The sequence below is a fragment of the Pseudarthrobacter sp. 05T312 genome, from assembly GCF_056396685.1.
The window spans coordinates 608,273-634,922 of record NZ_JBFTLY010000001.1; the positions used below are offsets into that span (position 1 = coordinate 608,273).

Consider the following 26,650-nt stretch of genomic DNA (forward strand, 5'->3'; position numbering starts at 1 on the left):
CAACCTTATCCATAAGGTGTAGCACCGGGGGCTGACAGGAACAGCGCCGCCACCCTGCCTAGGATGGGTTGAGGCCCCCAACCCCGAAGGACCTGTTGTGCGCACTTTTGTTTCTGCCCTCGCCACCGTGCTGGGTATCCTCCTGGCTGCCGTAGCCGTTCCCGCCATCTGGGTGGACCGCAACATCGTCCAGGAGGATGGATTTGTCCGGCTTGCTGCTCCGCTCGGCAAGGACCCGGAATTCCAACGGAAGCTGGCCGCGGCGGCGGTGGGGACGATCGATACCGGATCTGTTCCCGGTTTCCTCTCGGGACTGGTGGAACCGATGCTCGAGAAAGCGGCGGAATCGCTGGCAGGCCTCCCCGGCTATCCGGCAGCCTGGGAGGAGACCCTTCGCCGGAGCCACCGCCTCAGCTTCGCCGACCCCGCCGCGGCACAGGATGGCGCCTCGGCCTCGTCGCTGACCCTCGACGTCGCCCCCTTGGTAGCCCTCGGCTCAGAGGAGATCAGCCGAGCCACGCGGCTTCCCCTCAACCCGCCGGAACAGACGCTGATTAACGTGGGCCAACCCGCGCAACGGGAATGGACCGAGCGGCTGGCCACCTATGCGCCCATGGGCTACGTCCTGGCCGTCGGCTCGGCGGTGGCATTCCTGCTGGCCCTCGTAGCGGCACGCCGCCGCTGGACCGTGCTGCTGGCCGCAGGGCTCGGCGGGCTGGCGGTCGCAGGACTGTGGGGGCTTGGCTTGCAGCTGGGCTCGGCCCGTGCCCAGGCCGCCGACACCGGCAACGCGATAGCCAACATGTTCCGCGACGAGTTCCTTGCCGCCGCCGGTGCAGACTTCCAAACATGGATCACGGCGACCGCCGTCGCCGGCGGCGTCCTGGTGGCAGCCGGCATTGTGACGTTGTTCGCATCCCGGAAACGGGTTGGGGCCAGCCGGTAGCATGGAGGCATGACCACCTCGGCTGTATCCCTTTCGATGCCATCCATTCCGCGCAGGCGCCGCTCCCCGGAGGAAGTAGCAGCTGCGGCCCCCGTGAACGGCACCAAGAAGGTACTGCTGGCTGCTCCGCGCGGTTACTGCGCCGGTGTGGACCGTGCCGTGATCGCCGTCGAAAAGGCGCTGGAACACTACGGTCCGCCCGTATACGTCCGCAAGCAAATCGTCCACAACGTCCACGTGGTCAGCTCGCTGGAGGAAAAGGGCGCCATCTTCGTGGACGAAACCGATGAGGTGCCCGAGGGCGCCCTGGTGATCTTCTCGGCCCACGGCGTTTCCCCGGCAGTGGTCGAATCCGCCGAAACCCGGGGCCTGCGCACCATTGATGCCACCTGCCCCCTGGTCACCAAAGTGCACAAGGAAGCCGTCCGCTTCGCCAAAGACGATTTCGATATCCTCCTGATCGGCCACGACGGGCACGAAGAAGTGGAAGGCACCTCAGGGGAAGCGCCGGAGCACATCCAGATCATCAACGGCCCGCACGAAGTGGACCAGGTCACTGTCCGGGACCCTGAGAAGGTCATCTGGCTCTCGCAGACCACGCTGAGCGTGGACGAGACCATGGAGACCGTCCGGCTGCTCAAGGAACGGTTCCCCACCCTGCAGGATCCACCCAGCGACGACATCTGCTACGCCACCACCAACCGCCAAGTGGCCATCAAGAAGATCGCGCCCAAGGCCGACCTGGTGATCGTGGTGGGTTCGGCCAACTCGTCCAACTCCGTCCGGCTGGTGGAGGTCGCACTTGAATACGGCGCCAAGGCGTCCTACCGGGTGGACTTCGCCAACGAGGTGGACGAAGCCTGGTTCGAAGGCGTTGCCACCGTGGGCGTTACCTCCGGGGCGTCCGTTCCCGAGGTCCTGGTGCAGGACGTGCTGCGGCTGCTCGCCGACTACGGGTACGGCGCCGTGGAGGAAGTTGTCACGGCTGAGGAAGACCTCCTCTTTTCGCTGCCCAAGGAGCTCCGGGCCACCCTCAAGGAAGCCGGAGATGTCAGCCGGGCCCTGGGCGGACGACGGTCCCGCAGCTAGAACCGGCACCACAATTCCAACGGAATGGGCCGGGCAGCCACCAGGCTGCCCGGCCCATTCTGCATTTTTGCTGCCGTGTCAGGCTGCTTCCCCGTCGCCCTGCAGCTCGGGTGCCACGAGCGCCCGCGGTTGCACCTCCACCAAGGGGGGTGCTACCAAGCCTGTTTCCTCCAGGCTGTTGAGTTTCCGCGCGGTGGGCAGGACCCTGGCTTCCAGCGTTCCCACCATGGCGTTGTAGCGGTCCACGGACGTTTTCAGCGAGGATCCGAGCTTGGTGACGTTCTCTCCCAGCGTGCCCATCCGGTCGTACAGCTGCCGCGCGAGTTCGAAGAGTTCGCGCGCACTATCCGTCAGGACGTCCTGGCGCCAGGTGAACGCCACGGACTTCAGTACGGCCAGCAGGGTGCTCGGCGAGGCGAGGACGACGTTGCGGGACAACGCGTGGTCCAGGAGCCCGGCGTCAGCTGTCAGCGCGGCCGCCAGGATGGACTCGGCCGGGATGAAGCAGACCACCAGTTCCGGGGAGTTCCCGGGGATGTCCCAGTACTTTTTGGTACCCAGCGCATCCACGTGCGCCCTGAGGGCCTTGGCGTGTGCCGCCAGGAGGGCCTGCCTGTTGCGGCCGTCATTGGCGGACTGCGGTCCGGCGGGGCCCAGGCGGGGGTCCACCGCGCCCAGTTCCTGCGCTTCAAGGTAGGACGACAACGGCACCTTGGCGTCCACCACCAGCTGCTTTTCGCCCGGGAGCTGCACCACCAGGTCCGGCCGCACCGCTGAGTCGTGGCCTGCACTGTGGACCTGCTCCACGAAGTCGACGTGACGGAGCATCCCGGCGGCTTCCACCACCCGCCGGAGCTGCACCTCGCCCCACTGGCCCCTGGCGCTGTTGGAACGCAGCGCCGATTCCAGGGCATGGGTGGAGCGGATGAGCTGTTCATCGGAAAGCCGGGCCTCCTGGAGCTGCTGGGCCAGTTGGCCGTACTGCTCCACCCGGTCCCGCTCCAGCAACGCGACCTGCTGCTGGACGGCGGACAGCTTCTCCGCCACGGGCGCCAAGGCGCGCAGCACACTCCCGTCCTGGGTCCTGGCCTCGCCCAGCTCGCGGTTCTGTGCCGCCAAAAGCCGCCGCTCGGCGTCGGCCGCTGCCAGCTGTGCTGTGACCTCCGAAAGCCGGGACGAGACCTGGTCAAAGTCCGCCTCCAGTGCGTGCGAGTTCCGGCGCAAGGAGAAGTAGGTGGCCGCAGCGCCGGCAAGCGCACCCAGCAGCAGCATGAAGAGGGCCAAAATCAAGGCAAAAGCATCCATGGCTTCACTGTTGCACGGGGCTCTGACAATCACGGGCAGTGACATCCCCGCGTACTGGCCCGCGGGGTCCGGCGGGTAGAATCAATGCTCGTGGCTCTTACTATTGGCATCGTCGGACTGCCCAACGTCGGCAAATCAACCCTCTTCAACGCGCTCACCCGCAACCAGGTCCTGGCCGCGAACTACCCGTTCGCCACCATCGAACCCAATGTCGGCGTCGTGAACCTCCCGGACCCCAGGCTGCAGCAGCTCGCCGGGATCTTCGGCTCGCAGCGCGTCCTGCCCGCCGCCGTTTCCTTTGTCGACATCGCCGGCATCGTAAAGGGCGCGTCCGAGGGGGAGGGGCTGGGCAATCAGTTCCTGGCCAATATCCGCGAGGCTGAAGCCATCGCACAGGTTGTTCGCGTCTTCGACGACCCCGACGTCATCCACGTTGACGGCAAGGTGGATCCCCGCTCCGACATGGAGACCATCAACACCGAGCTGATCCTTGCCGACCTGCAGACCATCGAAAAAGCCATCCCGCGCATCGAGAAAGAAGTCAAGATCAAGAAGCGGGAAGCCGCCGAGCTCGCCGCCATCAAGGCCGCGCAGACCGTCCTCGAGCGTGGTGACACGATTTTTTCCTCGGTCAAGAGCGACAAACTGGAGATGGAGCACCTGAAGGAGCTGGGCCTGCTGACTGCCAAGCCCTTCATCTACGTGTTCAATGCCGACGAAGGCATCCTGGGCAGCCCGGAAAAGCAGGAAGAGCTGCGCGCCATGGTGGCCCCGGCAGACTGCATCTTCCTGGACGCCAAGCTCGAAGCCGACCTCGTGGAGCTGGACGAGGAAGAAGCCCGCGAGATGCTCGAGATGAACGGCCAGGACGAATCAGGCCTGGACCAGCTGGCACGCGTCGGCTTCCACACCCTGGGCCTGCAGACCTACCTCACCGCAGGCCCCAAGGAAGCACGCGCCTGGACCATCCGCCAGGGGGACACGGCTCCGCAGGCAGCCGGCGTCATCCACTCCGACTTCCAGCGCGGCTTCATCAAGGCCGAAGTCGTCTCCTTCGACGACCTTGTGGACGCCGGATCCATGGCCGAGGCGAAATCCCGCGGCAAGGTCCGGATCGAAGGCAAGGAATACGTCATGGCCGACGGCGACGTGGTGGAGTTCCGCTTTAACGTATAGAGCTGCCCCCTGACAGTCAGCGATGGCCGCCTGGAACAGATGTTCCTGGCGGCCATCGCTGTTGCGGGGCTCCGCGCCGCCGCAGCGGAGGAGCCTAGCGTCCGGCCGCTTGGCGCTCGGCCGCGAACGGCCCGAGCAGCGTCCTGAGATGGGTGTGGACCTCAGCCAGTGTTTGGCCTGATTCGAGCATGCGGGTGCCGGCATGGACCACGGCGTTGATCATCTCCGCGACCGACTCCGGACCGGCAACGCCAAGCGCGGTGAGCGTTTCGATCAGCGGTTCCTGGAGCTGCCGGTGCATCCGGCTGGCCTGCTCGTCGAGTTCGGCACCGGGGGCCAGGGCGGCCAGCGCCGCCCCCACCGCGTGCGCTCCTTCAGCAACGAGGTCCACATTGGCCGTCGCGTAGGCCAGGACCCGGTCCGCCTGGGTTGGGGCATCGGCCATGGCGCCGGTGACCCGCTCGGTCCAGCGCGGAAAAATGTCGCGGACCAGTGCCTGGAGCAGGTCCTGCCGCGAGTCGAAGTACTGGTAGACGCTGGGCCTCGAGAGTCCTGCCCGCGAGGCTACCTCTGCCATGGTTGGCGCTTCGGAGGTTTCCTGCAGGAGTTCATGGGCGGCATCCAGCAGTGCGCGCTCCTGCGCGGCGCGGTGTTCCGCGACGGTGGCGGCACTGATTCTGGGCATGACGGGATCCTTTGACACTGGCTGGCCTACGCATCAAGGGTACGACGACGGGCGGCCTGGTTTAGCAGGCCGCCGTCGCCATGCCCGGAGTAGCCGATGCTAGCGGGCCGGAGCAGGGGCCCCCAGCCGGCCATCCACCATCTCGGCCACGCTGTCGCAATAGCCGATGACGTCGTGGTCGTGGGTCACCATGATGGTGGCGACACCGTGGTCGTGGCTTTGCCGGGCAAGCAATTCCACCACCTCACGGCTCCTTGCCCGGTCCAGGGAAGCCGTGGGTTCATCCACCAGGAGGAGCTTCGCCCCGGAGACCAACGCGCGCGCGATGCCGATGCGCTGGCGCTCGCCCCCGGAGAGCTGGGCGGGCCGGTTGCCGGCGCGGTGGGCCATGCCGACCGAGTCCAGCAGCTGGACCGGGTCGAACTTTTTTGGCCCGCCTGCGAGGCGGTTGACCAGCCGGAGATGGTCCGCAGCGGTCAAGGCCGGGATGAGGTTGCCGGACTGGAAAACGAAGCCAATGTTTGCGAGCCGGAACGCAGCAAGTTTGCCTTTGCTTAGTTGGGAAAGGTCCTGTCCCTGGACGCTGACCGTTCCCGAATCCGGTGAGGCGAGGGCGCCTGCAACGGCAAGCAGGGAGGACTTGCCGGAACCGGACGGACCGACGATCGCGAGGAGTTCCCCCGGCGCCACATCGAGGCTGACGTCATCCAGGGCTGTCACCTTGGTGTCGCCGTCGCCGAGTTCCATCACCGCATTGCGGATGGACAAACCGGTGGTTCGGGGCGCGGCGGCGGGGCCGGCTGCGGCACGGGTGAAGCTGGGGTTGGTCATCGCTGTCCTCCAAGGGCGTTGAGCGGGTCGATGCGGGAAATTCGGATCACAGCCACGGCTGCACCGATCAGGCCAAGGCCAATGGTGAGGGCAGTGGCGATGGCGATCGGCGCGGCCTCAAGGGCGAAAGGCATGGCGTCGGGCATTGCTGCGCCCAGTCCCAGGCCCGCGGCTACGCCGAGGACGGTGAATCCCACCAGCAGGACGGCGGCCTGGGCCAGGCCATCCCGAAGCAGGTAGCCGGTGGAGGCGCCGATGGCCCGCAGGACCGCGATTTCGTGCTTGCGCTGAATGGTCCACACGGTGAAGAACGCACCGACAACCAGGGCGCAGATTGCGTAGAGGAAGACCTGGATCATGCTCAGGGTCATGGTCTCGGCCTCGTAGCCCGGAGATGCATTGAAGGCGGCGGACAGGGATTTGCTGGAGGTGCCGGCGGCCGTGTCGCCGGCGGCCAGGTCCAGTTTGGTGCCGGGTTTCGCCTCGACGGCGACCACGCTGGCGGTATCAAAGGCCAGTGCGGACAACTGTGCCGCATTCGGACTGCCCGGGGCCGCCTGGCCTGAGGCGATCAGCTGCCAGGTCTTCAGCGGCAGGTAGGCCACGTCGACGTGGCCGAACGTGGACTGTCCTTCGGTGAAGCCAACCACCCTGAGCTTCGTGCCGATCCGGTCCAGCGTCACGACCGTACCGAGGTCGATGCCTTCAGCCTTTGCCGTCGAGGAGACGACAATGCCGTCGGGCTCGCCGAGGCCGATTCCTGCGGAGCGGGAAGGTTCCAGGAACGAGCCCGGCTCGATGCCGAAAAGCGTGAGGTCGACCTGCTTGCCGGAATCGGTGGTGGCATTGGCCATGCCGACGCCCATCTTTTCGGCCGCGGCTACGCCCTCTGCGCCGCGCCAGGAGTTGGGCTGCCGGTCATCGACCACGGAGCGGGAGAACGCATTGTCGGTTTTGGTGCCCTGGTCGAAGGCGAAGGCTGTCACCGGCATCGATTTGAGGCCGGACACGCCATCGTTGACGAGCCCCGAGGACAGGCCGGAGAGCATCACCATCAGGACGGCGATGAGCGCTATGACACCGCCCATCAGGCTGAAGCGGCCACGCGCGAAGGTCAGTTCGCGGAGTGCAAGAAACATTGTGTTTGTCCTAGGTAGGGGATGATACTGACATGGCGTCAGCATCTTCCTGACAGAATGTCAGCAAGACGGACAACTTTCAAATCGGCCGCCCCCTCGTCCGGGCCTGCCGGTGGGACCTGCCATTGGGTTGCGGTATGACTGCCGGCCCGCTCGTGCGCCTCGTCCTGCCCCACCAGCTCTTTGAGCAGCAGCGGGCCGGTGCAGACCAGGACACGGTCTTTGTGCTCATCGAGCACGACCTCTACTTCCGCCAGTACCGGTTCCATTCGCACAAGCTGGTCCTGCACCGGGCCTCGATGGCTGGTTTTGCCCGCCGCCTGCGTGCCCTCGGGCACGACGTGGTTGTCCTCCACAGCGACCCGGCGAGGACGTCACGTGTCCAGCTGGCTGACGTCATCCGGCAGCGCCGCCCCCGGGCCGTGACCTGGTTTGACGTCGTCGATGACTGGCTTGAGAAGGACCTCGAAGCCGGGCTCAACGATGGCGGCTACAAGATGCGCAGCCAGGACGTGCTTGAGACACCGAACTTCCTCACGTCGCGGGCGCAGCTGGATGACTGGTTCGCCGGCAATCCGGCCCGGATGCATGACTTCCACGTCTGGCAGCGACGGCGGTTGGACATCCTGGTGGACAACGGCGCCCCCATCGGCGGGAAGTGGTCATTCGACACGGACAACCGCAGGAAGCTTCCCCGTGGCTACACCCCTCCCGTTGTCGGCAGGTTCCGGGGCCACCCCCTGCTCCAGGAGGAAGGGACGTTCAACCTGGATGCGCTGTCATTGCCGGGCGGCGGGCAGGGAAAGGAGCCCGGCTGCGAGGCCGCGGGCGACGTCGAAACCGCCATCGCCTGGGTCGCCACGGAGTTTCCGGATGCCCCTGGAGACCCCCACCTTTTCGCCTGGCCGACCACCGCGGAAGAGGCTCAAAGGCACCTGCAGGAGTTTGTCGCAGAACGCCTCGCGGGCTTCGGCCCCTACGAGGATGCGATTTCCGCCGCGCATCCATTCGTCAACCACGGACTGCTGACCCCCGGGCTCAACATCGGCCTTCTGAACCCGGGCGATATCCTGCAGGCAGTCCTGGCCGGAGCGGATGAGAATACTCCGCTGGCCTCCCTTGAGGGCTTTGTGCGCCAGGTCATCGGCTGGCGGGAGTACATGCGCGCAACGTATCGGCTGCGCGGACGCCGGATGCGCACAGCCAACCTGCTCAACCACCGGAACCAGCTGGGATCCGGTTGGTGGGACGCAAGTACGGGGTTGCCGCCTGTGGACCTGGTGATATCCCGCGTACTGGCCACGGGGTATGCGCACCACATCGAACGGCTCATGGTGCTGGGCAACGCCATGTCCCTGCTCCGGATCCATCCTGATGACGTCTATGAGTGGTTCATGGAAATGTTCATCGATGCCTACGACTGGGTGATGGTGCCCAACGTCTACGCCATGAGCCAATTTGCCGCCGGGGCGGACATCACCACAAAGCCCTATGTGTCGGGCAGCAACTACCTGCGGAAAATGTCCGATCTGCCGCCGGGGGAGTGGATGCCTGACTGGGATGCGCTGTACTGGACCTACGTACAGGACCACCGCCCGGTTTTTGAGCGGAACCCGCGCTCGCGGATGATCGTTTCCCTCCTTGACCGGATGGAGCCCGGCGTGCGGGAAGGCCACCGGCGAAGGGCCCGCGCGCTGCTCACCCGGCCCGGTGCGGACAGGTTGCTGCAGGGGCCCCCTCCTGCAACCGGAGGGGGTGCGGATCAGGCTACCGGGCCACAGCACCAAGTATCCTGAGTATGCAGGGCGCGATCGCAGCGGCCCCAGTCCCCTCCGGAGAGGGAAAAACCACAAGGAGACGGCATGCCGGTCAGGCGTCTGATGCAGTTGGTCACCGCCGCTTTGGCGGCAGCCATGGTCCTGTCCGGATGTTCGGGAGGCAGCGCCCCGTCCGTGGTGGTGGGGGAGGCGAAGCGCGGCGGCAGCGTCACCGTGGCCGAAGTCAATGCGTTCTCCTCATTCAACCCCTACAGCGCCGCGGGCAATACCGACATCAATTCCAAGATCGGTGCCATCACGCACTCCGGCTTCTACTATCTGGACGACAGCTCCAAAGTGGTCCGCAATGATAAGTTCGGGCACTTCGAGAAGGTCTCTGACCAGCCCCTGAAAGTGAAATACACGGTCAACGAGGGCGTGAAGTGGTCAGACGGGGCCCCGATCGGCGCGGCAGACCTCCTGCTGGCCTGGGCTGCAGGATCGGGGTATTTCGACGACGTCGATCCCGCCGCCGGTAAGGGCACCAAATACTTTTCCGTCGCCTCGGACACCACAGGCCTGGCGGGCACGCTGTTCCCCGAGATCGGTTCGGACGGCCGGTCCATCACTATTGAGTACGCCGCGCCCTACGCTGACTGGGAAGTGGCGTTCGACGTCGGACTCCCGGCCCACGTCGTCGCTGCAAAAAGTGGACTCAACGACGAAGAAGACCTGGTCAAGCTCCTCAAGGACACGCCGCGGGGCAACCCGGAAAAGCCCGCGTCCCACCCCGCCCTCAAAAGGGTCAGTGACTTCTGGAACACCGGGTTTGACACGAAATCCGTTCCCGACGACCCCGCGCTCTACCTCTCCAGCGGCCCCTACATTGTCCGCGACATCGTTCCGGGTGTCTCCATGAAACTGGTCCGGAACAAGGACTACGTGTGGGGCGCCGAACCCTGGCTCGATGAGATCAACGTCAGGTTCACAGGGGCCGTGCCGGCAGCAGTCGAAGCCCTGCGCAGCGGCCAGGCAGACATCATCTCGCCCCAGCCCTCAGCATCAACTGACAGCCTCCTCAGCGGCCTCTCCAGCCAGGGCATCACCGTTCAGCGCTACAAGCAGTCCGGCTATGACCACCTTGACCTGAACTTCACCGGGGTGTTCTCCGACAAGGATGTCAGGGAGGCCTTCCTGAAGACCGTGCCCCGGCAGGCGATCGTTGATGCCGTGGTGGGAACCCAGGACACCAAGCCGCTCGATTCCCAGGTGTTCCTCTCCGGGCAGCCCAAGTACGACGACACCGTGAAGAACAACGGGTCTGCCGACTACGCCAAGGTGGACATCGATGGGGCAAAGAAGCTCCTGAATGGCGCAACTCCCAGCGTCCGCATCCTCTACAACCGCGACAATCCGAACCGGGCCAAGGCCTACGGTTTGATCCGCGATTCAGCCGCGCTGGCAGGATTCAGGGTGGTCGACGGCGGGCTGGCAAGCACCGAGTGGGCCGCGGCGTTGAGCCGGGGTGGCTATGAGGCAGCCATCTCAGGGTGGATCGGGACCGAGGTAGGCGTCAGCAGGGTGCCGCAGATCTTCCGCGCCGGGGCGGGCAGCAACTTCACGGGCTATTCCGACGGCGACGCGGACAAGATCATGGAGCAGCTCTCCGCCACGACGGACCTGGGCAAGCAGGACGAACTCCTGGCCGAGATTGATAAGCACGTGTGGGAGGACGCCTACGGGCTGCCGCTCTACCAAACCCTGGGTACCACGGCCTTCAGCTCCAGGGTCGCCGGCGTGAAGACCAGCCCTGGTCCGCTGGGCGTCTGGTGGAACGTGTGGGAGTGGCGGCTGTCCTAGGCGCAGCCCCGCCTGGTGTGGGGTCCTTTGGCACTTGCGGCGTCGATTCGCCGTCCAGCCTACCGCCGAGTAGCATGTGACGTGCCTAACTATCCACACCTGACGGGGGCATTGCACTGCGCCGGTCACGGTTTGGCAACGGAGTACCAATATCTGGACTGCGTGCGGTTAGGCTAACTCGTATTGTGTAGGTTCCGTCACAGCGGTGAGCTGCTTCGGCCTGCGGGGAAGCACAAGATTCCCCTATATCTCTCCCACAACTCATAGGAGGCGGAATGCGTTTTACGCGCACTTCCAAAGCACTGGGCATCGTGGCAATCGCCGCGCTTGCCCTGACCGGGTGCGGCGCCGGCGGCGGCGGCAGCACCGACGGATCCAGCAGTGCAGCTGGCGATCCGAACAAGGTCATCACCGCCTACAGCAACGAGCCACAAAACCCGTTGCTGCCGGCAAACACCGGAGAGGTTTATGGCGGCCGCGTCGTCAACCTGCTCTTCGAAGGTCTCCGCAGCTACGACGCGAACGGCAAGGCGGTCAACGCGCTGGCCGAATCCATCGAGTCGCCCGACGCGCAGAACTGGACCATCAAGGTCAAGCAGGGCCAGAAGTTCACCAACGGTGAGGCCATCACGGCCAAGACCTTCGTCGACTCCTGGAACTTCGCCGCCAACTCGAAGAACCTGCAGCAGAATGGCTTCTTCTTTGAGTCCATCGAGGGCTACCCGGAAGTATCCGCGGTAACGTCATCGACAGGTGCGGACGGCAAGAAGACCACGACTCCCGCGCCTACGGCCGACACCATGTCGGGCCTGAAGGCGACGGATGACTCGACCATCACGGTCAAGCTCGCCCAGCCGGAGGCCGACTGGTCCCTGCGCCTTGGTTACTCCGCCTTCTACCCCATGCCCTCGGCAGCACTGGCAGACCCCAAGACCTACGGCGAGAACCCCGTGGGCAACGGTCCCTACAAGTTCGAGAAGCAGGGCGCCTGGGTCCACGATCAGTCCATCTCCCTGGTGAAGAACGCCGACTACAACGGCACCCGACCCGCCAAGAACGGTGGCGTGACCTTCAAGTTCTACACCGATCCGGGCCCCGCATACACGGACCTGCAGTCGGACAACCTGGACATCACTGACGTCCTGCCGTCCAACGCCCTGAAGACCTACGTCAACGACTTCCCGGACCGCAACGCCACCAAGGCTGTTGCCACCGACTCCACGCTGAACATCCCGGGTTACAACCCGAACTTCCAGGGTGAAGCCGGCAAGCTGCGCCGCCAGGCACTGTCCTATGCCATCAACCGCGAGGAAATCGCCAAGGTGGTCTTCAACGGCACCCGTACCCCGGCCAAGGCGTTCGCGCCGCCGGTCATCGATGGCTTCAAGGAAGGCCTCAAGGGCAGCGAAGTCCTGAAGTTCGACGCCGCCAAGGCAAAGGACCTGTGGGACCAGGCCAACAAGATCAAGCCGTACGACGATTCCAAGCCGCTCCAGATCGCCTCCAACACCGACGGCGGCAACAAGGAATGGATCGACGCCGTGACCAACGGCTTCAAGAACAACCTCGGCATCCAGGCTGAAATCCAGCCCTTCGCCAAGTTCGCCGAAGTCCTGAACCTGCGCAAGTCCCAGCAGCTTCCGGGTCTGACCCGCTCCGGTTGGCAGGGTGACTACCCGTCGCTCTACAACTTCCTGGGTCCGGTTTGGGCCACGGACGCTCCGTCGAACTACGAGAAGTACTCGAACCCCGAGTTCGACAAGCTCCTCAAGGAAGGCCTTGCCAGCAAGACCACCGACGAGGCAAACGCCAAGTTCAACCAGGCACAGGAGATCCTGTTCCAGGACCTGCCCGGCCTGCCGCTGTGGGACCAGGCACGTCCGATCGTGTGGAGCAACAACATCACGAAGGCCGAGACCGGCTGGAATGGTGAAATTCTCTACTACGGCATCACCGCCAAGTAGGCCCAGATCTAACTTGCCGTAAAAGCTGATGGGGGTTCCGGTCACGTCCGGGCCCCCATTGGCTTGCAGACGGCAGGAAGGCATTCATGAACGCGTTTTCCCCTTTACCGGAAGGCAGGTAATCCTGTGATCCGGTTCATTCTGCGCCGACTCCTCCAGGTGATCCCTGTATTCCTCGGCACGACCCTTTTGGTGTACTACATGGTGTTCGCTTTGCCGGGCGATCCCATCGCGGCGCTGTTCGGCGACCGCCAGCCCCCGCAGGCCGTCATCGACACCCTGCGCACTCAGTACAACCTGGACCAACCCTTCTGGGTCCAGTACGGCCTGTTCCTCAAGAACCTCTTCACGTTCAACCTGGGTAATGACTTCACGGGGCAGCCGATTGCAGCCAGCCTCGCCCGCGTCTTCCCGGTGACGGCTATGCTCGCCATCGAGGCGCTTGCCATCCAGGCCATCTTCGGCGTTGCGTTCGGCGTCTTCGCAGGCCTGCGCCGCGGGGGCTGGTTCGACTCCACGGTCCTGGTTGCCTCGCTGGTGGTCATCGCAGTCCCCACCTTCGTCCTGGGCTTCGTTTTCCAGCTCGTGTTCGGTGTGCAGCTTGGCTGGGCAAAACCCACCGTGGGCGCCAATGCCAACTGGGTCACCCTGCTGTTGCCGGCGGTGGTCCTTGGACTCGTGTCCTTCGCCTATGTCCTCCGCCTGACCCGTGCATCGGTCAGCGAGAACATGAACGCCGACTACGTGCGGACTGCCACCGCCAAGGGGCTTTCCCGGCCCCGGGTGGTTCTGGCGCACATCCTGCGTAACTCGCTGATCCCGGTAGTGACCTACCTGGGGGCGAACCTTGGCGGCCTCATGGGCGGTGCCATTGTTACTGAAGGCATTTTCAACGTCCCCGGAGTCGGCAACAAGCTCTACCAGGCTGTCCTCCGCAGTGAAGGTCCCACCATCGTCTCCATTGTCAGCGTGCTGGTGCTGGTGTTCGTGGTGGCCAACCTGCTTGTCGATCTCCTGTACGCCTGGCTTGACCCGAGGATCCGCTATGACCAGTAATAACAGCCACTTCGTGGCCCCCATTGACGAAACCCCGCTGCAGGCCACTGACGCCGTGAAGGCGGACCAAGCCCCGCTCAGCCTGTGGGCCGATGCCTGGCGCAAGCTCCGGCGTCGTCCGCTGTTCATCATCTCGGCACTGCTCATCCTTGCCCTGATTGTGATTGCGCTGTTCCCGGGCCTGTTCACCTCGACGCCCCCCAACGAAGGCTGTGAGCTCGCCAATTCCGAAGGCGCCCCCTCGGCCGGGCACCCGTTCGGCTTCACTTTCCAGGGCTGCGACGTCTACTCCAGGGTTATCCACGGCACGCAGGCCTCGCTTTCCGTGGGCTTGCTTTCCGTCCTTTGCGTCCTGGTGATCGGTGTGACACTCGGCGCCCTCGCCGGCTACTACGGTGGCTGGATCGACGCCGTGCTCGCACGCCTGGGTGACATCTTCTTCGCCCTGCCGCTGGTCCTGGGTGCACTGGTGATCACGCAGCTGCCCCTGTTCCGGGAGAACAAGAGCGTGTGGACCGTGGTGTTCGTTATCTCGCTCCTGGCGTGGCCGCAGATGGCCCGCATCACCCGCGGCGCCGTCATCGAAGTACGCAACGCGGACTTCGTCACCGCTGCCCGCGCGCTCGGTGTCTCGAAGTTCGGGGCACTGGTCCGCCACGTCCTGCCCAACGCTTTGGCTCCGATCATTGTCCTGGCGACGCTGGAGCTGGGCGTGTTCATCGTGGCCGAAGCCACCCTGTCCTTCCTGGGTATCGGTTTGCCCCAAAGCATCATGTCCTGGGGTAATGACATTGCAGGCGCGCAGGCATCGATCAGGACCCGGCCGGAAATCATGCTTTACCCGGCCGCGGCGCTGTCCATTACGGTGTTGAGCTTCATCATGCTGGGTGACGCCGTGCGTGACGCCCTGGACCCGAAGAGCCGTCAGCGATGAGAGATAACAAGATGACCAGTCCAGACGTCCGTATTGATGAATCCGGAGCCACCGGTGTAAGGCCGCTGCTCGAAATCCGCGACCTTGCCATCACCTTCAAGACCGGCGGTGGCGAAGTCAAGGCAGTGCGTGATGCTCACCTGACCATCATGCCCGGCGAAACCGTAGCCATCGTGGGTGAGTCGGGCTCCGGCAAGTCCACCACCGCACTGGCCGCCATCGGCCTGCTGCCCAACAACGGCAAGGTGTCCGGCGGCCAGATCCTGCTGGACGGCGAGGACATCGCCCATGCCAGCGAGCAGCGCATGATCGAGCTGCGCGGCAACACCATCGGCATGGTTCCGCAGGATCCCATGTCCAACTTGAATCCCGTGTGGAAGATCGGTTACCAGGTCCGGGAAACACTGAAGGCGAACGGCAGGCCCAGCGGTCCGGACGACATCGCCAAGGTGCTGTCCCAAGCGGGACTTCCGGACGCGAAGCGCCGGGCCGGCCAGTACCCGCACGAGTTCTCCGGCGGTATGCGCCAGCGTGCCCTGATCGCCATTGGCCTCTCCTGCCAGCCCCGCCTGCTGATCGCGGACGAGCCGACGTCGGCCCTCGACGTCACCGTCCAGCGGCAGATCCTGGACCACCTGGAGACCATGACCAAGGACCTGGGCACCTCGGTGCTGCTGATCACCCACGATCTTGGCCTGGCCGCCGAGCGTGCCGACAAAGTCGTGGTCATGTACCAGGGCCGCGTCGTTGAAGCGGGCCCGTCGCTGGAACTGTTGCGCAATCCCCAGCACCCCTACACCAAGCGGCTCGTCGAGTCCGCGCCATCCCTTGCCAGCCGCCGCATCCAGGTGGCCAAGGAACAGGGCGTGGAGACGGCGGACCTGCTGGCACCTGCTGCTGAAACGGTGAAGCCGGACACCTTCCTGCAGATCCAGGACCTGCGGAAGGTCTACAAGCTCCGCTCAGGGCTGGGCAAGGCGACTGACTTCGCGGCCGTGGACGGCGTAAGCTTCGACGTCCGGCGGGGAACCACGACGGCGATCGTGGGGGAGTCAGGTTCCGGCAAGTCCACGGTGGCCAAGATGGTCCTCCAGCTTGAGAAGCCTACGGATGGCAGGATTCTCTTCGACGGCGTCGACACTTCGGCCCTCAAGCCTGCCGAACTGTTCAAGTTCCGCCGGCGCGTCCAGCCGATCTTCCAGGACCCGTATGGCTCCCTCGATCCGATGTACAACATCTACCGCACCATCGAGGAACCGCTGCGGGTGCACAAGATCGGGGACCAGGCGAGCCGGGAAAAGAAGGTCCGGACCCTCCTGGACCAGGTGGCGCTGCCCCAGTCAGCCATGCAGCGGTACCCCAACGAGCTGTCCGGCGGCCAGCGGCAGCGTGTCGCCATTGCACGTGCCCTGGCCCTCGACCCCGAGGTCATCATCTGTGACGAGGCAGTCTCCGCGCTGGACGTGCTGGTACAGGCACAGGTGCTGAACCTGCTCGCCGACCTGCAGGCCAACCTGGGCCTGACGTACCTGTTCATCACGCACGACCTTGCCGTGGTGCGGCAGATCGCTGACCACGTGTGCGTCATGGAAAAGGGCCGCCTTGTGGAGACCGGATCCACGGACGAGGTCTTCGAATCGCCCAAGCAGGAGTACACGAAGGCCCTGCTCAACGCCATCCCGGGTGCCAAGCTGATGCTGCCCCCCGAAGTGGCATAGCTGGAGCCTTCCTTCAGAATGGCTGGAGCCGGGACCTTCGGGTCCCGGCTCTTCCCATGTGCGCGGAAGGCGGAACCGCGGCGGCTGTCAGTCCTGGAAGGCGCTGCCTGCTGCGGGCACGGCAGCGAGGGCGCCTTGGCCCGCCGCAGGATTGCGGCCAAGGCCAAGTTCCCGGAGCCTGCCTGCAAGGATTCCGCCGAGGGCCCGGCGGCCATCAGAGTTCATGTGCACCGCATCGGCGAGGTCCTTCGCCAGCCCGTACCTGGTGAGCCAGTCGCCTGTGGAGATAAAGGGCAGTCCGTTGGCTCCCGCCACGGCACCCAGCACGGCGTCAACCTCGCTCCGGCGGCCGCCGCCGTCGCTCGCTCCGCGCGCCAACGTGCCGATCATCGCCAGCCGTGTGCCGGGATAGCGGGTCCGCAGTTCCGTGATCAGCCGTTCGGCATTCCCGGCGATCTGCGCGTTGCTGGCGCCGCCGGCGGCATCGTTTCCGCCACCCTCGACCACAATCAAGGCGGGAGTGCCGGAGGGGAGGAGCCAGTCGCCGCGCTGCAGGGCGTCCAGGTAGTTTCCTGTGGCACCGTTCGCGGCGACGTAACCCGTGCCGCCACGGCCGCAAAAGTACACGTTGTACCCGGCGGCAGCCAGGCCCAGGCGGGGCCAGCCGTCAACGGGTTCCGACTGCGAATCCCCGATCAGCAGGACGGTGCCGGCGACGTCCGGTACAACCGCTTCCATCCGTCCGTTGCCGGCATTCAGGACCCGGGATGTGGCTGCCACGGCAGGATTGGCACTGCCAGCCTGCCCACCTGCCGCCTGGCCTGCGGCTGCCCGTGCCATCGCTGTCCCAGGGAGTCCGCCGTCCCCGGTGTTGCCAATAATCGCCGACACCGCCACGAGCGCGGAGACCGCGGCGGCGGCAGCCCAGGCGACACCACGCGGGGTGCTGGCCTTTGCAGGGGGCATCGTTGTCTCCGGCGTGCTCAATGGATGGGCTGTGTCACAGACATCATGCCATGCGCGGGGATGTGGAAGTGAACTTGGTCACATCCATTGCGGAACGGTGGCTGATATTGGCTCCGGCGGCGGCGGTCGGTCCGCCCGGAATTTAGGCCAACAAATAACTCAGCGGCTAGAATAGAGGAAGGCGCCCTGTGCCAAGGGCCTTGTCCGTCGTGCGTTCCAGTTGGAAATGTCGCGATACAACAGCTGACTCCACTGAATCGAGCCTTTACGCATGTCTGAAACCACCACCAACACCGCGGTAGCCACTGCATCGCGCAGTGACCTCCGCAACGTCGCGATCGTGGCCCACGTTGACCACGGCAAGACCACCCTGGTCGACGCCATGCTCAAGCAGACCCATTCCTTTGCCGAGCACAACCACGTAGAAGACCGCGTCATGGACTCCGGCGACCTGGAGCGCGAAAAGGGCATCACCATCCTGGCGAAGAACACCACTGTCGCCTACAACGGTCCGTCCTCGAACGGCGAGACCATCACCATCAACGTGATCGACACCCCCGGCCACGCCGACTTCGGCGGCGAGGTCGAGCGCGGCCTGTCCATGGTCGACGGCGTCGTCCTCCTCGTCGATGCCTCTGAGGGCCCGCTGCCCCAGACCCGCTTCGTGCTGCGCAAGGCCCTCGCCGCGCACCTGCCCGTGATCCTGCTGGTCAACAAGACCGACCGCCCCGACGCGCGGATCGAAGAGGTCGTGCACGAGTCCATGGACCTGCTCCTCGGCCTCGCCTCCGACCTGGCCGACGAGGTCCCCGACCTCGACCTGGACAAGATCCTCGAGGTCCCCGTGGTTTACGCCGCCGCGAAGGTCGGCCGCGCCTCCCTGGAGCAGCCCGCTGACGGCACCGCTCCGGAGAACGAGGATCTTGAGCCGCTGTTCAAGACCATCATCGAGCACATCCCGGCTCCGACGTACAACCCGGAGGGTGTGCTCCAGGCGCACGTCACCAACCTCGACGCCTCCCCGTTCCTTGGCCGCCTGGCCCTGCTGCGTATTTACAACGGCACGCTGCGCAAGGGCCAGACCGTGGCCTGGGCCCGCGCCAACGGTGAGCTGAAGAACGTCAAGATCACCGAGCTGCTCGCCACCAAGGCGCTGGAGCGCGTGCCGGCCGAGTCCGCAGGCCCCGGCGAGATCGTCGCCGTCGCCGGCATCGAGGAGATCACCATCGGTGAAACCCTGACCGACGCCGAGAACCCCCAGCCGCTGCCGCTGATCACCGTGGACGATCCCGCGATCTCCATGACCATCGGTATCAACACCTCGCCGCTGGCCGGCAAGGTCAAGGGCGCCAAGGTTACTGCCCGCCAGGTCAAGGACCGTCTTGACAAGGAACTGATCGGTAACGTCTCCATCAAGGTCCTTCCCACCGAGCGTCCCGACGCCTGGGAAGTCCAGGGCCGCGGCGAGCTCGCCCTCGCCATCCTGGTGGAGCAGATGCGCCGCGAAGGCTTCGAGCTGACCGTCGGCAAGCCGCAGGTTGTCACCAAGACCGTTGATGGCAAGATCCACGAGCCGATGGAACACATGACCATCGACGTGCCCGAGGAATACCTGGGCGCCGTCACCCAGCTCATGGCAGCCCGCAAGGGCCGCATGACCAACATGGCCAACCACGGCACCGGCTGGTGCCGCATGGAGTTCATCGTTCCGGCCCGTGGCCTGATCGGTTTCCGCACCCGGTTCCTCACCGACACCCGTGGCGCAGGCATCGCGGCTTCCATCTCCGAAGGCTACGAGCCGTGGGCCGGCCCCATCGAGTACCGCACCAACGGTTCCATGATTGCCGACCGCGCCGGGGTTGTTACCCCGTTCGCCATGATCAACCTGCAGGAACGCGGCTCCTTCTTCGTGAAGCCCACGTCCGAGGTCTACGAAGGCATGATCGTGGGCGAGAACTCCCGCGCCGACGACATGGACGTCAATATCACCAAGGAAAAGAAGCTCACCAACATGCGTGCCGCTTCCTCCGACACCTTCGAGAACCTGACCCCGCCGCGGGAACTCACCCTCGAAGAGTCGCTCGAGTTCGCCCGCGAGGACGAGTGCGTCGAGGTGACCCCGGATGCCATCCGCATCCGCAAGGTCATCCTGGACACCAACGAGCGCGCCAAGGCCAACCGCGCCCGCGCCAAGGCCTAGTAACTCTGCAGGTCCCCAGAACGCCACCGGTATTTACCGGTGGCGTTCTGCGTTAAGGGCCGGAGGGTGCAGCCAACCGGCGGCCCGAGACGCAGGGGCAGTCACTGCGCCGTGGGAGCTGCCGTCAGTGCGCGGCCGGGCTGCGGCGCGGGGGAGCGGGCGGCACTTCCTTCGCGGCCACCACAAGCTCCAGGGGAATGACGACGTCGGTCCGGCGGGTGCGGACGGTGCAGGAACCGGCGTCGCACGCCAGCAGGTTGCCCAGCGCATCCGTCAGGCCGCCTTCAATCCGGTAGCGCACCACTACCCGGGTTCCGGGCTCAGCCGCGGCAAGGAAGCGGACGGGGGCGGACGCTGGCAGACTCACCAGTTCATACTAGGCCCGCCGGCTAGGTTAGCGGGAAAGGGCTGGGAGATAATAGGCTCAGATGTCAATAGTCCGGCCGTGCTGCCGGATGCTAGAGCCGGCGGGTAAGCCGGAACCCAACGTGGAGAGGCCAGGGACGTGACGTACGTAATCGCGCAGCCGTGTGTGGATGTTAAGGACAAGGCATGCATTGAGGAGTGCCCGGTCGATTGCATCTATGAAGGCGAGCGTTCGCTGTACATCCATCCGGACGAGTGCGTCGACTGCGGCGCATGCGAGCCGGTGTGCCCGGTGGAGGCCATCTACTACGAGGATGACACTCCCGAGGAATGGGCCGACTACTACAAGGCCAACGTTGAATTCTTCGATGACCTTGGGTCTCCGGGTGGCGCGGCCAAGATCGGCAACACGGGCAAGGACCACCCGATGATCGCCGCCCTGCCGCCGCAGAACCAAGACCACTGACGCGGACGGGAAGCGTGACCGCAGCAGTGAATTCGTTTGGCCTGAACCTGCCCGACTACCCGTGGGAGGCCATGGCCCCCTACGTGGCCAAGGCCTCGGAACACCCGGGCGGGGCAGTCAACCTCTCCATCGGCACGCCCGTGGATCCCACCCCGCAACTGGTCCAGGACGCCCTGAAGGCCGCCGCCAACGCCCCCGGATATCCCACTGTCCACGGCACGCCGGCACTGCGGGAAGCCATCGCGGGCTGGTTCGAACGCCGGCGCGGAGTGGCTGGCCTGGACCCCAAAAACATCATGCCGACGGTGGGCTCCAAGGAACTCGTTGCGTGGCTCCCGCTGCTGCTGGGCCTGAAGCCCGGAGACGTCGTCGTACGCCCCAAGGTCGCCTACCCCACGTACGATATCGGCGCCACCCTTGCCGGGGCCACCTCGGTGGCCACGGACAACCTGGACGAGCTTGACGACGCCACGCGTGCACGCGTGCGCCTCATCTGGGTCAACTCACCTGGCAACCCCACAGGCAGCGTCCGCGACGCGGAGTCGCTGAAGGCCCTGGTGGTCCAGGCCCGTGAAATCGGCGCCGTGGTGGCATCGGACGAATGCTACGCAGAGCTCGGCTGGGGCGACTGGGACGTCCAGCGCGGCGGCCGGCGCGTCCCCAGCATCCTGGATCCCCACGTTGCAGGCGCCTCGCACCAGGGCCTGCTCGCCGTGTACTCGCTAAGCAAGCAGTCCAACCTGGCGGGCTACCGCGCCGCCTTCGTTGCCGGTGATCCGGACCTGATGCCCAACCTGGTCAACAGCCGCAAGCATGCGGGCATGATCGTTCCCTACCCCGTCCAGGAGGCCATGCGGGTGGCTCTGGGGGATGACACGCATGTCGAGGACCAGAAGGACCTCTATCGGGGACGGCGCGAACGCCTGGTGCCCGCGCTGCTGGACTTCGGCCTGGAGATCAAGGAGTCCGACGCCGGACTATACCTGTGGTCGACGGCAGGAGAGGACACGTGGGCCACGGTGGCCCGCCTGGCCGACCGCGGCATCGTGGTGGGCCCGGGAGTCTTCTACGGGGAGGCGGGCAACGGCTATGTCCGCGTAGCCCTGACCGGATCCGACGAGCGGATCGACGCCGCTGTTGCACGGTTGGCCTGATCCGGCCCCCGGGGACACGTAATAATCGTGTGACTCGCCCCACATCCGGTGCATTTTAGGCCGGATGGGAAGCCTGCGGATTAGTGACACCCGCCAAGGAGCGGTACTTTTTAAGTTGACGATCAATGGTGGCTTTCTACAAGAAGGCAGCCCGGGTGTTGGAACCTGTCTTCTCAGGCTCAAGTGCGCGGCTCACCTGATGTTGGATCAAGCTTTCGACAGAGGCCGAAGACGCCTCATGAAGGGGACTCCATGACTGAGACCAACAATGCTGCGACCCTGCTCCACGCAGGTGGCGAGCTGAAGCTCCCGCGCATCCAGGTTGTTGAAGGGAACGAAGGTTACGACGTCTCCAAGCTGCTGAAGCAGACCGGTGCCGTGACCTTTGACCCCGGCTTCATGAACACCGCAGCAACCACTTCCGCCATCACCTACATCGATGGCGATGCGGGCATCCTGCGCTACCGCGGATACCCCATCGAGCAGCTGGCGCAGCACTCCAGCTTCCTCGAGGTGTCCTACCTGCTGATCTACGGCAACCTGCCTACGCCCACTGAGCTGGACGAGTTCGACCAGAAGATCCGCCGCCACACCCTGCTGCACGAGGAGCTCAAGGGCTTCTTCGGCGGCTTCCCCCGCGACGCGCACCCCATGCCGGTGCTGTCCTCGGCCGTGTCCGCGCTGTCCACCTTCTACCAGGACTCCCTGGACCCGTTCAACGCCGAGCAGGTGGAGGTTTCCACCATCCGCCTGATGGCCAAGCTGCCGGTCATCGCCGCGTACGCGCACAAGAAGTCCATCGGACAGCCCATGCTGTACCCGGACAACTCCATGAACCTGGTGGAGAACTTCCTGCGCCTCAGCTTCGGCCTCCCCGCCGAGCAGTACGAGCTGGACCCGGTCATCGTCAAGGCACTGGACCTGCTCCTCATCCTGCACGCGGACCACGAGCAGAACTGCTCCACCTCCACCGTGCGCCTGGTGGGCTCCTCCAACGCCAACCTCTTCGCCTCCGTTTCGGCCGGCATCAACGCCCTCTTCGGTCCTGCCCACGGCGGCGCCAACGAGGCCGTGCTGAAGATGCTCCGCCAGATCCAGGCCGAGGGCCTCAAGCCCGAGGACTACATGGAGAAGGTCAAGAACAAGGAGGACGGTGTCCGCCTCATGGGCTTCGGACACCGCGTCTACAAGAACTACGACCCGCGTGCCAAGATCGTCAAGGCCACGGCCCACGAGATCCTCAGCAAGCTCGGCGGCAACGACGAACTGCTGGACATCGCCATGCGCCTGGAAGAGAAGGCGCTCAGCGATGATTACTTCATCCAGCGCAAGCTCTACCCGAACGTGGACTTCTACACCGGCCTGATCTACAAGGCCATGGGCTTCCCCGAGAAGATGTTCACCGTCCTGTTCGCCATCGGCCGCCTGCCGGGCTGGATTGCCCAGTGGCGCGAAATGATCAGCGACCCGAACACCAAGATCGGCCGCCCGCGCCAGCTGTACATCGGCGAGCCGGAGCGCGACTACCCCGCCCGCTGATTCCCTGCCCGTCGGGGACAGCAACAGCACTGACGACGACGGCCGCCCACCTTCCACAGGTGGGCGGCCGTTACGCGTTAACCACCATCCATTGCTGAGCAACTGCCCTTTTGGGGGCCCAAAAGGGCAGTTACGGAGCAATCGATGGGGGTGCGGGGTCAGGAGGCGTAGCCCTGGGGGTTGTTCTTCTGCCAGCGCCAGTGGTCCTCGCACATCTGGTCCACGGTCTTGGTGGTGGACCAGCTCAGGTCCGCCAGGGCCGAGGTGGCATCGGCCCAGAACGCCGGAAGGTCTCCTGCGCGGCGGCCGGTGATCTCGTAGGGGATGGGCTGGCCCACTGCCTTCTCGAAGGAGCGCAGGACCTCCAGGACCGAAGAGCCCTTGCCGGAGCCCAGGTTCCAGCGGAAGACGCCGGTGCGGTCCGCGATGTGGTTCAGCGCCGCCACGTGTCCTTCGGCGAGGTCCACCACGTGGATGTAGTCGCGCAGGCAGGTGCCGTCCGGGGTGTCGTAGTCGCCGCCGAAGACCATGAGCTTCTCCCGCCGGCCCACGGCTACCTGGGCAATGAAGGGGACAAGGTTGTTGGGAATGCCCTGTGGGTCTTCGCCGATGCGGCCCGAGGGGTGTGCGCCAACCGGGTTGAAGTAGCGCAGCAGTGCTATGTGCCAGCGGGAGTCAGCGGCGCCGAGGTCCGAGAGGATGTCCTCGATCTGTTCCTTGGTGCGCCCGTAGGGATTGTTCGCGCCGATCTCCATTTTTTCCACGTATGGAATGGGGTTGTGTTCCCCATAGACGGTGGCGGACGAGCTGAAGACGATGGACCGGACATTGTGCCTGTCCATGACGCGGACCAGGTTCAGCGTGCCCACCAGGTTGTTGTAGTAGTACTTCAGCGGCTCCTGCACGGACTCACCCACGGCCTTGAGGCCCGCGAAGTGGATGACTGCTTCAATGCCGCTGCCGGCGAAGACCCTGTCGACGGCGGCCTCGTCCACCAGGTCAACGTTGTGGAACTCCGCGGTCTTGCCGCTGAGTTCGGCTACTCGGCGCAGCGACTCCTCGCTGGAATTGACCAGGTTGTCGATGACGACCACGTCGTGGCCGGCTTCCTGCAGGGACAGAACAGTGTGGGAACCGATGTAGCCGGTGCCCCCTGTGACCAAGATTTTCATGCCTCAACGCTATCCCACGCGCAGCGTTGCCCGCCGCCGTGTCCCGGATGGCGGGCGGCCTGTGACCGGGCAGAAAAAGCACAAGTGTGCTAATAAGGATGGTGCCCAAAATTGTAGACGCCGGTGCCCGGCGGCAGGACGTTGTCCAGGCGGTTCTCCGCATCATCGCCGTGGACGGGCTTGAACGTGCGTCGCTGCGCGAAGTGGCGGACGAAGCTGGACTGGCCGTCGGGTCCGTGCGGCACTACTTCGAGGGCAGTGAGGAGCTCCTGGCGTTCGCCTTCGGCACGGTGGTGGACCGGGTCGTCGGCAGGCTCGTCGACCTGCTGCCGACCGCGCTCGGGGCTGCCCACGCGGGCCCGGGCCAGCGGGAAGCCGTTTTAACCCTCCTGGGTGGGATGCTTCCGCTGGATGAGGAAACAGCCGTGGAAACCTGCGCATGGATGGCCTTCAAGAACGCCGCACGCATCCGGCCCTTCCTGGCGGTGGAAGCGGATCGCAGCCACCGCGAAGTGGCCGCCATTGTGGGTGCATTGGTGGCTGGCCTGCTCCCGGACGATGAACCGCAGGAGAACCTCGTCCTGGAGGCGGAGCGGCTCCTGGCCACGCTGGATGGGCTGTGCATGCACGCGCTCCTGCAACCCGGCTGGATGACGGCGCAGATGTTCCGCGACGTGCTCGAGCGCCACCTGGACGGGCTGGCACGCTGAGCGATCAAAAGCCCGTCCGGCACTACCGCGAACTGGCAGCGGGAATAGACTGAGTCCGGGTAGGCCGGGCCGGAAATGACGCCCGGTACCGGGAGGCCAGGAAAGGACTTTGGATGCAGCACGCAGGCGGTTCAGGGTGGCAGATCACCACCGACACATCCGGACCGATGATGATTGCTCTGTACGTCCGGGACGCGGCCGGCCTGAACGGAGTGGGGCGCCCCATGCTGTCCCACGCGGCACCCAAAGTCCGTTCCGCGGACCACAGCCACCTGACCGTGGATGTTGGCGGCCTCGGCGCGCTGAAGACCGAATGGGAGGCCTGGTGGGAGCAACTGCTCAAGGCCCACCCGCACACCTCCCCGGAACTTTCGCCGCCAGACTTCGAAGCCTTCGGGAACTCCCCGGCCCTCCAGCGGGTCCTGCAGGCCCATTTTGGCTCTGCCCTCACCTGGGCCCGGGAGCGGAGGAGCGAGTATGCCGAGCTCGAAGCGCAGCGGGTGGCCAGCGGAACCGACCAGCTGATCGGGGACATGGTGGACGACAGGCTGATGGAAGTGGGCCGGGACTCACGGGACTTCACCTTGACCATCATCGAGCTGCCGCTGGATGAGCAGCGGGCGTGGTACCTGGAACCGGACAAGATCATCATGAGCCACGAGCTGATGGGCCAGCCTGAGCTGTTCCGCAGCTACGTCCAGCCGGTGCTGGAGATCCTGGTCTGACCCGCCGGCGGGACGACGGCGGCCCTCACGTGCCGGCGTCGTCCTTCCGTACAGTGATGCGCACCTGCCCGTCCTGGACACCCGCTGCCTGCCAGCCGTCGCCGCCTGGCCGGTCCCAGGTGCGGCCGGCTACTTCCACCCTGGTCACAGCCAGGTCCTTGGCGTTGGCAACTGCCCATTGGGCAACCGACCACCCCAGGGCCCCTCCGGCGTCCACCACCAGGGTGTCGCCGTCCACCTGCGCCTCGACGCCGCCGTAGGCTTGGTCCAGGTCCGTCACCACAGTGGCAGAGTTGCCACCGGCTGTGGGGGAGCGAAGCGTGCACTGCACGCCCGCCGGGGTCTGGCCGGTTAGTCCGGAAGCGAACGCCCGGCCCATCTCTTCGTGTTGGGCATAGGCCTTGGGGTAGGCGGACCGCTGGACCTGCTGGGCAGCGTCGGTGATGTCCAGCGTCTCGTAGCCAGGGATCTTCACCAGTGCGTCGTAGAAGGCGTTGACTGCGTAGTAGGGGTCCATGATCTGGGCTTCCGTGCCCCAGCCCTGGGACGGCCGCTGCTGGAAGAGTCCGCGCGAGTCCGGCCCGGCCTGGTCGCCGTGGCCGATGTTGCGCAGCTTGGATTCCTGCATGGCAGTGGCCAGGGCGATGGTGGCGGCGCGCGCCGGGAGGCCCCGGCGGACGGCTGCCGCTGTGATCAGGGCGGCGTTGGCCGCCTGGTCCGGCGCCAGTTCCCCCGTCCGGTCGCCGGCCGTGGCAGTGCAGCGTTCCGAGACGAGGGTCTCGGAACGCTGCACGAAGTACACCGCCGTGTAGATGCCTCCCGCAGCCAGCGCCAGGGTGAGGAGCAGCACCGCCAGGCGGCGCAGGCCGCGCCTGCGCGCCACAGACATGGG

The 26,650-nt window shown here is 65.4% G+C and carries 23 protein-coding genes; 15 read left to right on the top strand and 8 right to left on the bottom strand.

Annotated elements, in window-relative coordinates; genetic code table 11:
* The first annotated feature begins 97 nt into the window (after window positions 1–97).
* Both AC1DIP_RS03110 and AC1DIP_RS03115 read left to right on the top strand, forming a co-directional pair.
* Complete coding sequence (locus AC1DIP_RS03110) at window positions 98–946, top strand: hypothetical protein (RefSeq protein WP_477732805.1); 849 nt, start codon at window positions 98–100, stop codon at window positions 944–946.
* Between the two features lie 9 nt (window positions 947–955).
* Window positions 956–2,035: a 4-hydroxy-3-methylbut-2-enyl diphosphate reductase gene (locus AC1DIP_RS03115; RefSeq protein ID WP_477732806.1), complete on the top strand. Its 1,080-nt coding sequence runs from the start codon at window positions 956–958 to the stop codon at window positions 2,033–2,035.
* Between the two features lie 78 nt (window positions 2,036–2,113).
* Here AC1DIP_RS03115 and AC1DIP_RS03120 read toward each other — a convergent pair whose 3' ends face one another.
* Window positions 2,114–3,340: a DNA recombination protein RmuC gene (locus AC1DIP_RS03120; protein ID WP_477732807.1), complete on the bottom strand. Its 1,227-nt coding sequence runs from the start codon at window positions 3,338–3,340 to the stop codon at window positions 2,114–2,116.
* Between the two features lie 90 nt (window positions 3,341–3,430).
* Between AC1DIP_RS03120 and ychF the strand changes: the two genes are divergently transcribed.
* The gene (ychF, locus tag AC1DIP_RS03125; RefSeq protein WP_476206244.1) at window positions 3,431–4,516 is read left to right on the top strand and encodes a redox-regulated ATPase YchF; all 1,086 of its coding nucleotides are present in this window, start codon (window positions 3,431–3,433) and stop codon (window positions 4,514–4,516) included.
* 94 nt (window positions 4,517–4,610) lie between these two features.
* On the opposite strand, the gene AC1DIP_RS03130 is transcribed toward ychF, so the two are convergent.
* From AC1DIP_RS03130 to AC1DIP_RS03140, 3 genes are all read right to left on the bottom strand, one after another.
* Window positions 4,611–5,201 (bottom strand): TetR/AcrR family transcriptional regulator, encoded by a 591-nt coding sequence (locus AC1DIP_RS03130; protein ID WP_477732808.1) that lies wholly within the window; start codon window positions 5,199–5,201, stop codon window positions 4,611–4,613.
* A gap of 99 nt (window positions 5,202–5,300) precedes the next feature.
* Complete coding sequence (locus tag AC1DIP_RS03135; protein WP_477732809.1) at window positions 5,301–6,032, bottom strand: ABC transporter ATP-binding protein; 732 nt, start codon at window positions 6,030–6,032, stop codon at window positions 5,301–5,303.
* Window positions 6,029–7,171 (bottom strand): ABC transporter permease, encoded by a 1,143-nt coding sequence (locus AC1DIP_RS03140; RefSeq protein WP_477732810.1) that lies wholly within the window; start codon window positions 7,169–7,171, stop codon window positions 6,029–6,031. The genes AC1DIP_RS03135 and AC1DIP_RS03140 overlap by 4 nt, the downstream gene beginning before the upstream one ends.
* 137 nt (window positions 7,172–7,308) lie before the next feature.
* Here AC1DIP_RS03140 and AC1DIP_RS03145 point away from each other — a divergent pair, with 137 nt between their 5' ends.
* The 6 genes from AC1DIP_RS03145 (at window position 7,309) to AC1DIP_RS03170 (ending at window position 16,460) form a co-directional block, all read left to right on the top strand.
* Window positions 7,309–8,967, top strand: a complete 1,659-nt coding sequence (locus tag AC1DIP_RS03145) for a cryptochrome/photolyase family protein (protein ID WP_477732811.1) — start codon at window positions 7,309–7,311, stop codon at window positions 8,965–8,967.
* A gap of 66 nt (window positions 8,968–9,033) precedes the next feature.
* The gene (locus AC1DIP_RS03150; RefSeq protein WP_477732812.1) at window positions 9,034–10,788 is read left to right on the top strand and encodes an ABC transporter family substrate-binding protein; all 1,755 of its coding nucleotides are present in this window, start codon (window positions 9,034–9,036) and stop codon (window positions 10,786–10,788) included.
* Between the two features lie 275 nt (window positions 10,789–11,063).
* Entirely contained in the window at window positions 11,064–12,752 is a 1,689-nt protein-coding gene (locus tag AC1DIP_RS03155) for a peptide ABC transporter substrate-binding protein (protein WP_477732813.1), read from the top strand.
* Between the two features lie 126 nt (window positions 12,753–12,878).
* Window positions 12,879–13,808 carry an ABC transporter permease gene (locus AC1DIP_RS03160; protein ID WP_477732814.1) on the top strand — a complete coding sequence of 310 codons (930 nt, stop codon included), beginning with the start codon at window positions 12,879–12,881 and terminating at the stop codon, window positions 13,806–13,808.
* A complete protein-coding gene (locus tag AC1DIP_RS03165; RefSeq protein ID WP_477732815.1) occupies window positions 13,798–14,742 on the top strand; it encodes an ABC transporter permease in 945 nt (314 codons plus the stop codon). Before AC1DIP_RS03160 ends, AC1DIP_RS03165 begins: the two co-directional genes overlap by 11 nt.
* An 11-nt stretch (window positions 14,743–14,753) precedes the next feature.
* Window positions 14,754–16,460 carry a dipeptide ABC transporter ATP-binding protein gene (locus AC1DIP_RS03170; protein WP_476206229.1) on the top strand — a complete coding sequence of 569 codons (1,707 nt, stop codon included), beginning with the start codon at window positions 14,754–14,756 and terminating at the stop codon, window positions 16,458–16,460.
* A gap of 87 nt (window positions 16,461–16,547) precedes the next feature.
* Here AC1DIP_RS03170 and AC1DIP_RS03175 read toward each other — a convergent pair whose 3' ends face one another.
* Complete coding sequence (locus AC1DIP_RS03175; protein ID WP_477732816.1) at window positions 16,548–17,426, bottom strand: SGNH/GDSL hydrolase family protein; 879 nt, start codon at window positions 17,424–17,426, stop codon at window positions 16,548–16,550.
* 271 nt (window positions 17,427–17,697) lie between these two features.
* Here AC1DIP_RS03175 and typA point away from each other — a divergent pair, with 271 nt between their 5' ends.
* Entirely contained in the window at window positions 17,698–19,626 is a 1,929-nt protein-coding gene (gene typA, locus AC1DIP_RS03180; RefSeq protein WP_477732817.1) for a translational GTPase TypA, read from the top strand.
* A gap of 124 nt (window positions 19,627–19,750) precedes the next feature.
* Here the strand turns inward: typA and AC1DIP_RS03185 are convergent, their stop codons facing one another.
* The gene (locus AC1DIP_RS03185) at window positions 19,751–19,993 is read right to left on the bottom strand and encodes a putative acetyltransferase (RefSeq protein ID WP_477732818.1); all 243 of its coding nucleotides are present in this window, start codon (window positions 19,991–19,993) and stop codon (window positions 19,751–19,753) included.
* A 138-nt stretch (window positions 19,994–20,131) separates the two neighbouring features.
* Here AC1DIP_RS03185 and fdxA point away from each other — a divergent pair, with 138 nt between their 5' ends.
* The 3 genes from fdxA (at window position 20,132) to AC1DIP_RS03200 (ending at window position 23,151) form a co-directional block, all read left to right on the top strand.
* Window positions 20,132–20,458, top strand: coding sequence for a ferredoxin (gene fdxA, locus AC1DIP_RS03190; RefSeq protein WP_013601705.1), 327 nt, complete (start codon window positions 20,132–20,134; stop codon window positions 20,456–20,458).
* A gap of 14 nt (window positions 20,459–20,472) precedes the next feature.
* The gene (gene dapC, locus AC1DIP_RS03195; protein ID WP_477732819.1) at window positions 20,473–21,612 is read left to right on the top strand and encodes a succinyldiaminopimelate transaminase; all 1,140 of its coding nucleotides are present in this window, start codon (window positions 20,473–20,475) and stop codon (window positions 21,610–21,612) included.
* Window positions 21,613–21,864: 252 nt separating this feature from the next.
* Window positions 21,865–23,151, top strand: coding sequence for a citrate synthase (locus AC1DIP_RS03200; RefSeq protein WP_056334606.1), 1,287 nt, complete (start codon window positions 21,865–21,867; stop codon window positions 23,149–23,151).
* Between the two features lie 158 nt (window positions 23,152–23,309).
* Here the strand turns inward: AC1DIP_RS03200 and galE are convergent, their stop codons facing one another.
* Window positions 23,310–24,323 (bottom strand): UDP-glucose 4-epimerase GalE, encoded by a 1,014-nt coding sequence (galE, locus tag AC1DIP_RS03205; RefSeq protein ID WP_477732820.1) that lies wholly within the window; start codon window positions 24,321–24,323, stop codon window positions 23,310–23,312.
* Between the two features lie 101 nt (window positions 24,324–24,424).
* Here galE and AC1DIP_RS03210 point away from each other — a divergent pair, with 101 nt between their 5' ends.
* Both AC1DIP_RS03210 and AC1DIP_RS03215 read left to right on the top strand, forming a co-directional pair.
* The gene (locus AC1DIP_RS03210; protein WP_477732821.1) at window positions 24,425–25,033 is read left to right on the top strand and encodes a TetR/AcrR family transcriptional regulator; all 609 of its coding nucleotides are present in this window, start codon (window positions 24,425–24,427) and stop codon (window positions 25,031–25,033) included.
* 113 nt (window positions 25,034–25,146) lie between these two features.
* Window positions 25,147–25,758 (top strand): hypothetical protein, encoded by a 612-nt coding sequence (locus tag AC1DIP_RS03215; protein ID WP_477732822.1) that lies wholly within the window; start codon window positions 25,147–25,149, stop codon window positions 25,756–25,758.
* 25 nt (window positions 25,759–25,783) lie between these two features.
* On the opposite strand, the gene AC1DIP_RS03220 is transcribed toward AC1DIP_RS03215, so the two are convergent.
* Window positions 25,784–26,641 carry a transglycosylase SLT domain-containing protein gene (locus AC1DIP_RS03220; RefSeq protein WP_476211783.1) on the bottom strand — a complete coding sequence of 286 codons (858 nt, stop codon included), beginning with the start codon at window positions 26,639–26,641 and terminating at the stop codon, window positions 25,784–25,786.
* Window positions 26,642–26,650 lie beyond the last annotated feature (9 nt).

What these genes read in the sequence shown, in the direction of transcription:
- AC1DIP_RS03115 (WP_477732806.1), top strand. Translation starts at nt 956, where the DNA reads ATGACCACCTCGGCTGTATCCCTTTCGATGCCATCCATTCCGCGCAGG.
- AC1DIP_RS03120 (WP_477732807.1), bottom strand. Translation starts at nt 3,340, where the DNA reads ATGGATGCTTTTGCCTTGATTTTGGCCCTCTTCATGCTGCTGCTGGGT.
- AC1DIP_RS03130 (WP_477732808.1), bottom strand. Translation starts at nt 5,201, where the DNA reads ATGCCCAGAATCAGTGCCGCCACCGTCGCGGAACACCGCGCCGCGCAG.
- AC1DIP_RS03135 (WP_477732809.1), bottom strand. Translation starts at nt 6,032, where the DNA reads ATGACCAACCCCAGCTTCACCCGTGCCGCAGCCGGCCCCGCCGCCGCG.
- AC1DIP_RS03140 (WP_477732810.1), bottom strand. Translation starts at nt 7,171, where the DNA reads ATGTTTCTTGCACTCCGCGAACTGACCTTCGCGCGTGGCCGCTTCAGC.
- AC1DIP_RS03145 (WP_477732811.1), top strand. Translation starts at nt 7,309, where the DNA reads ATGACTGCCGGCCCGCTCGTGCGCCTCGTCCTGCCCCACCAGCTCTTT.
- AC1DIP_RS03150 (WP_477732812.1), top strand. Translation starts at nt 9,034, where the DNA reads ATGCCGGTCAGGCGTCTGATGCAGTTGGTCACCGCCGCTTTGGCGGCA.
- AC1DIP_RS03155 (WP_477732813.1), top strand. Translation starts at nt 11,064, where the DNA reads ATGCGTTTTACGCGCACTTCCAAAGCACTGGGCATCGTGGCAATCGCC.
- AC1DIP_RS03165 (WP_477732815.1), top strand. Translation starts at nt 13,798, where the DNA reads ATGACCAGTAATAACAGCCACTTCGTGGCCCCCATTGACGAAACCCCG.
- AC1DIP_RS03170 (WP_476206229.1), top strand. Translation starts at nt 14,754, where the DNA reads ATGACCAGTCCAGACGTCCGTATTGATGAATCCGGAGCCACCGGTGTA.
- AC1DIP_RS03175 (WP_477732816.1), bottom strand. Translation starts at nt 17,426, where the DNA reads ATGCCCCCTGCAAAGGCCAGCACCCCGCGTGGTGTCGCCTGGGCTGCC.
- typA (WP_477732817.1), top strand. Translation starts at nt 17,698, where the DNA reads ATGTCTGAAACCACCACCAACACCGCGGTAGCCACTGCATCGCGCAGT.
- AC1DIP_RS03200 (WP_056334606.1), top strand. Translation starts at nt 21,865, where the DNA reads ATGACTGAGACCAACAATGCTGCGACCCTGCTCCACGCAGGTGGCGAG.
- galE (WP_477732820.1), bottom strand. Translation starts at nt 24,323, where the DNA reads ATGAAAATCTTGGTCACAGGGGGCACCGGCTACATCGGTTCCCACACT.
- AC1DIP_RS03215 (WP_477732822.1), top strand. Translation starts at nt 25,147, where the DNA reads ATGCAGCACGCAGGCGGTTCAGGGTGGCAGATCACCACCGACACATCC.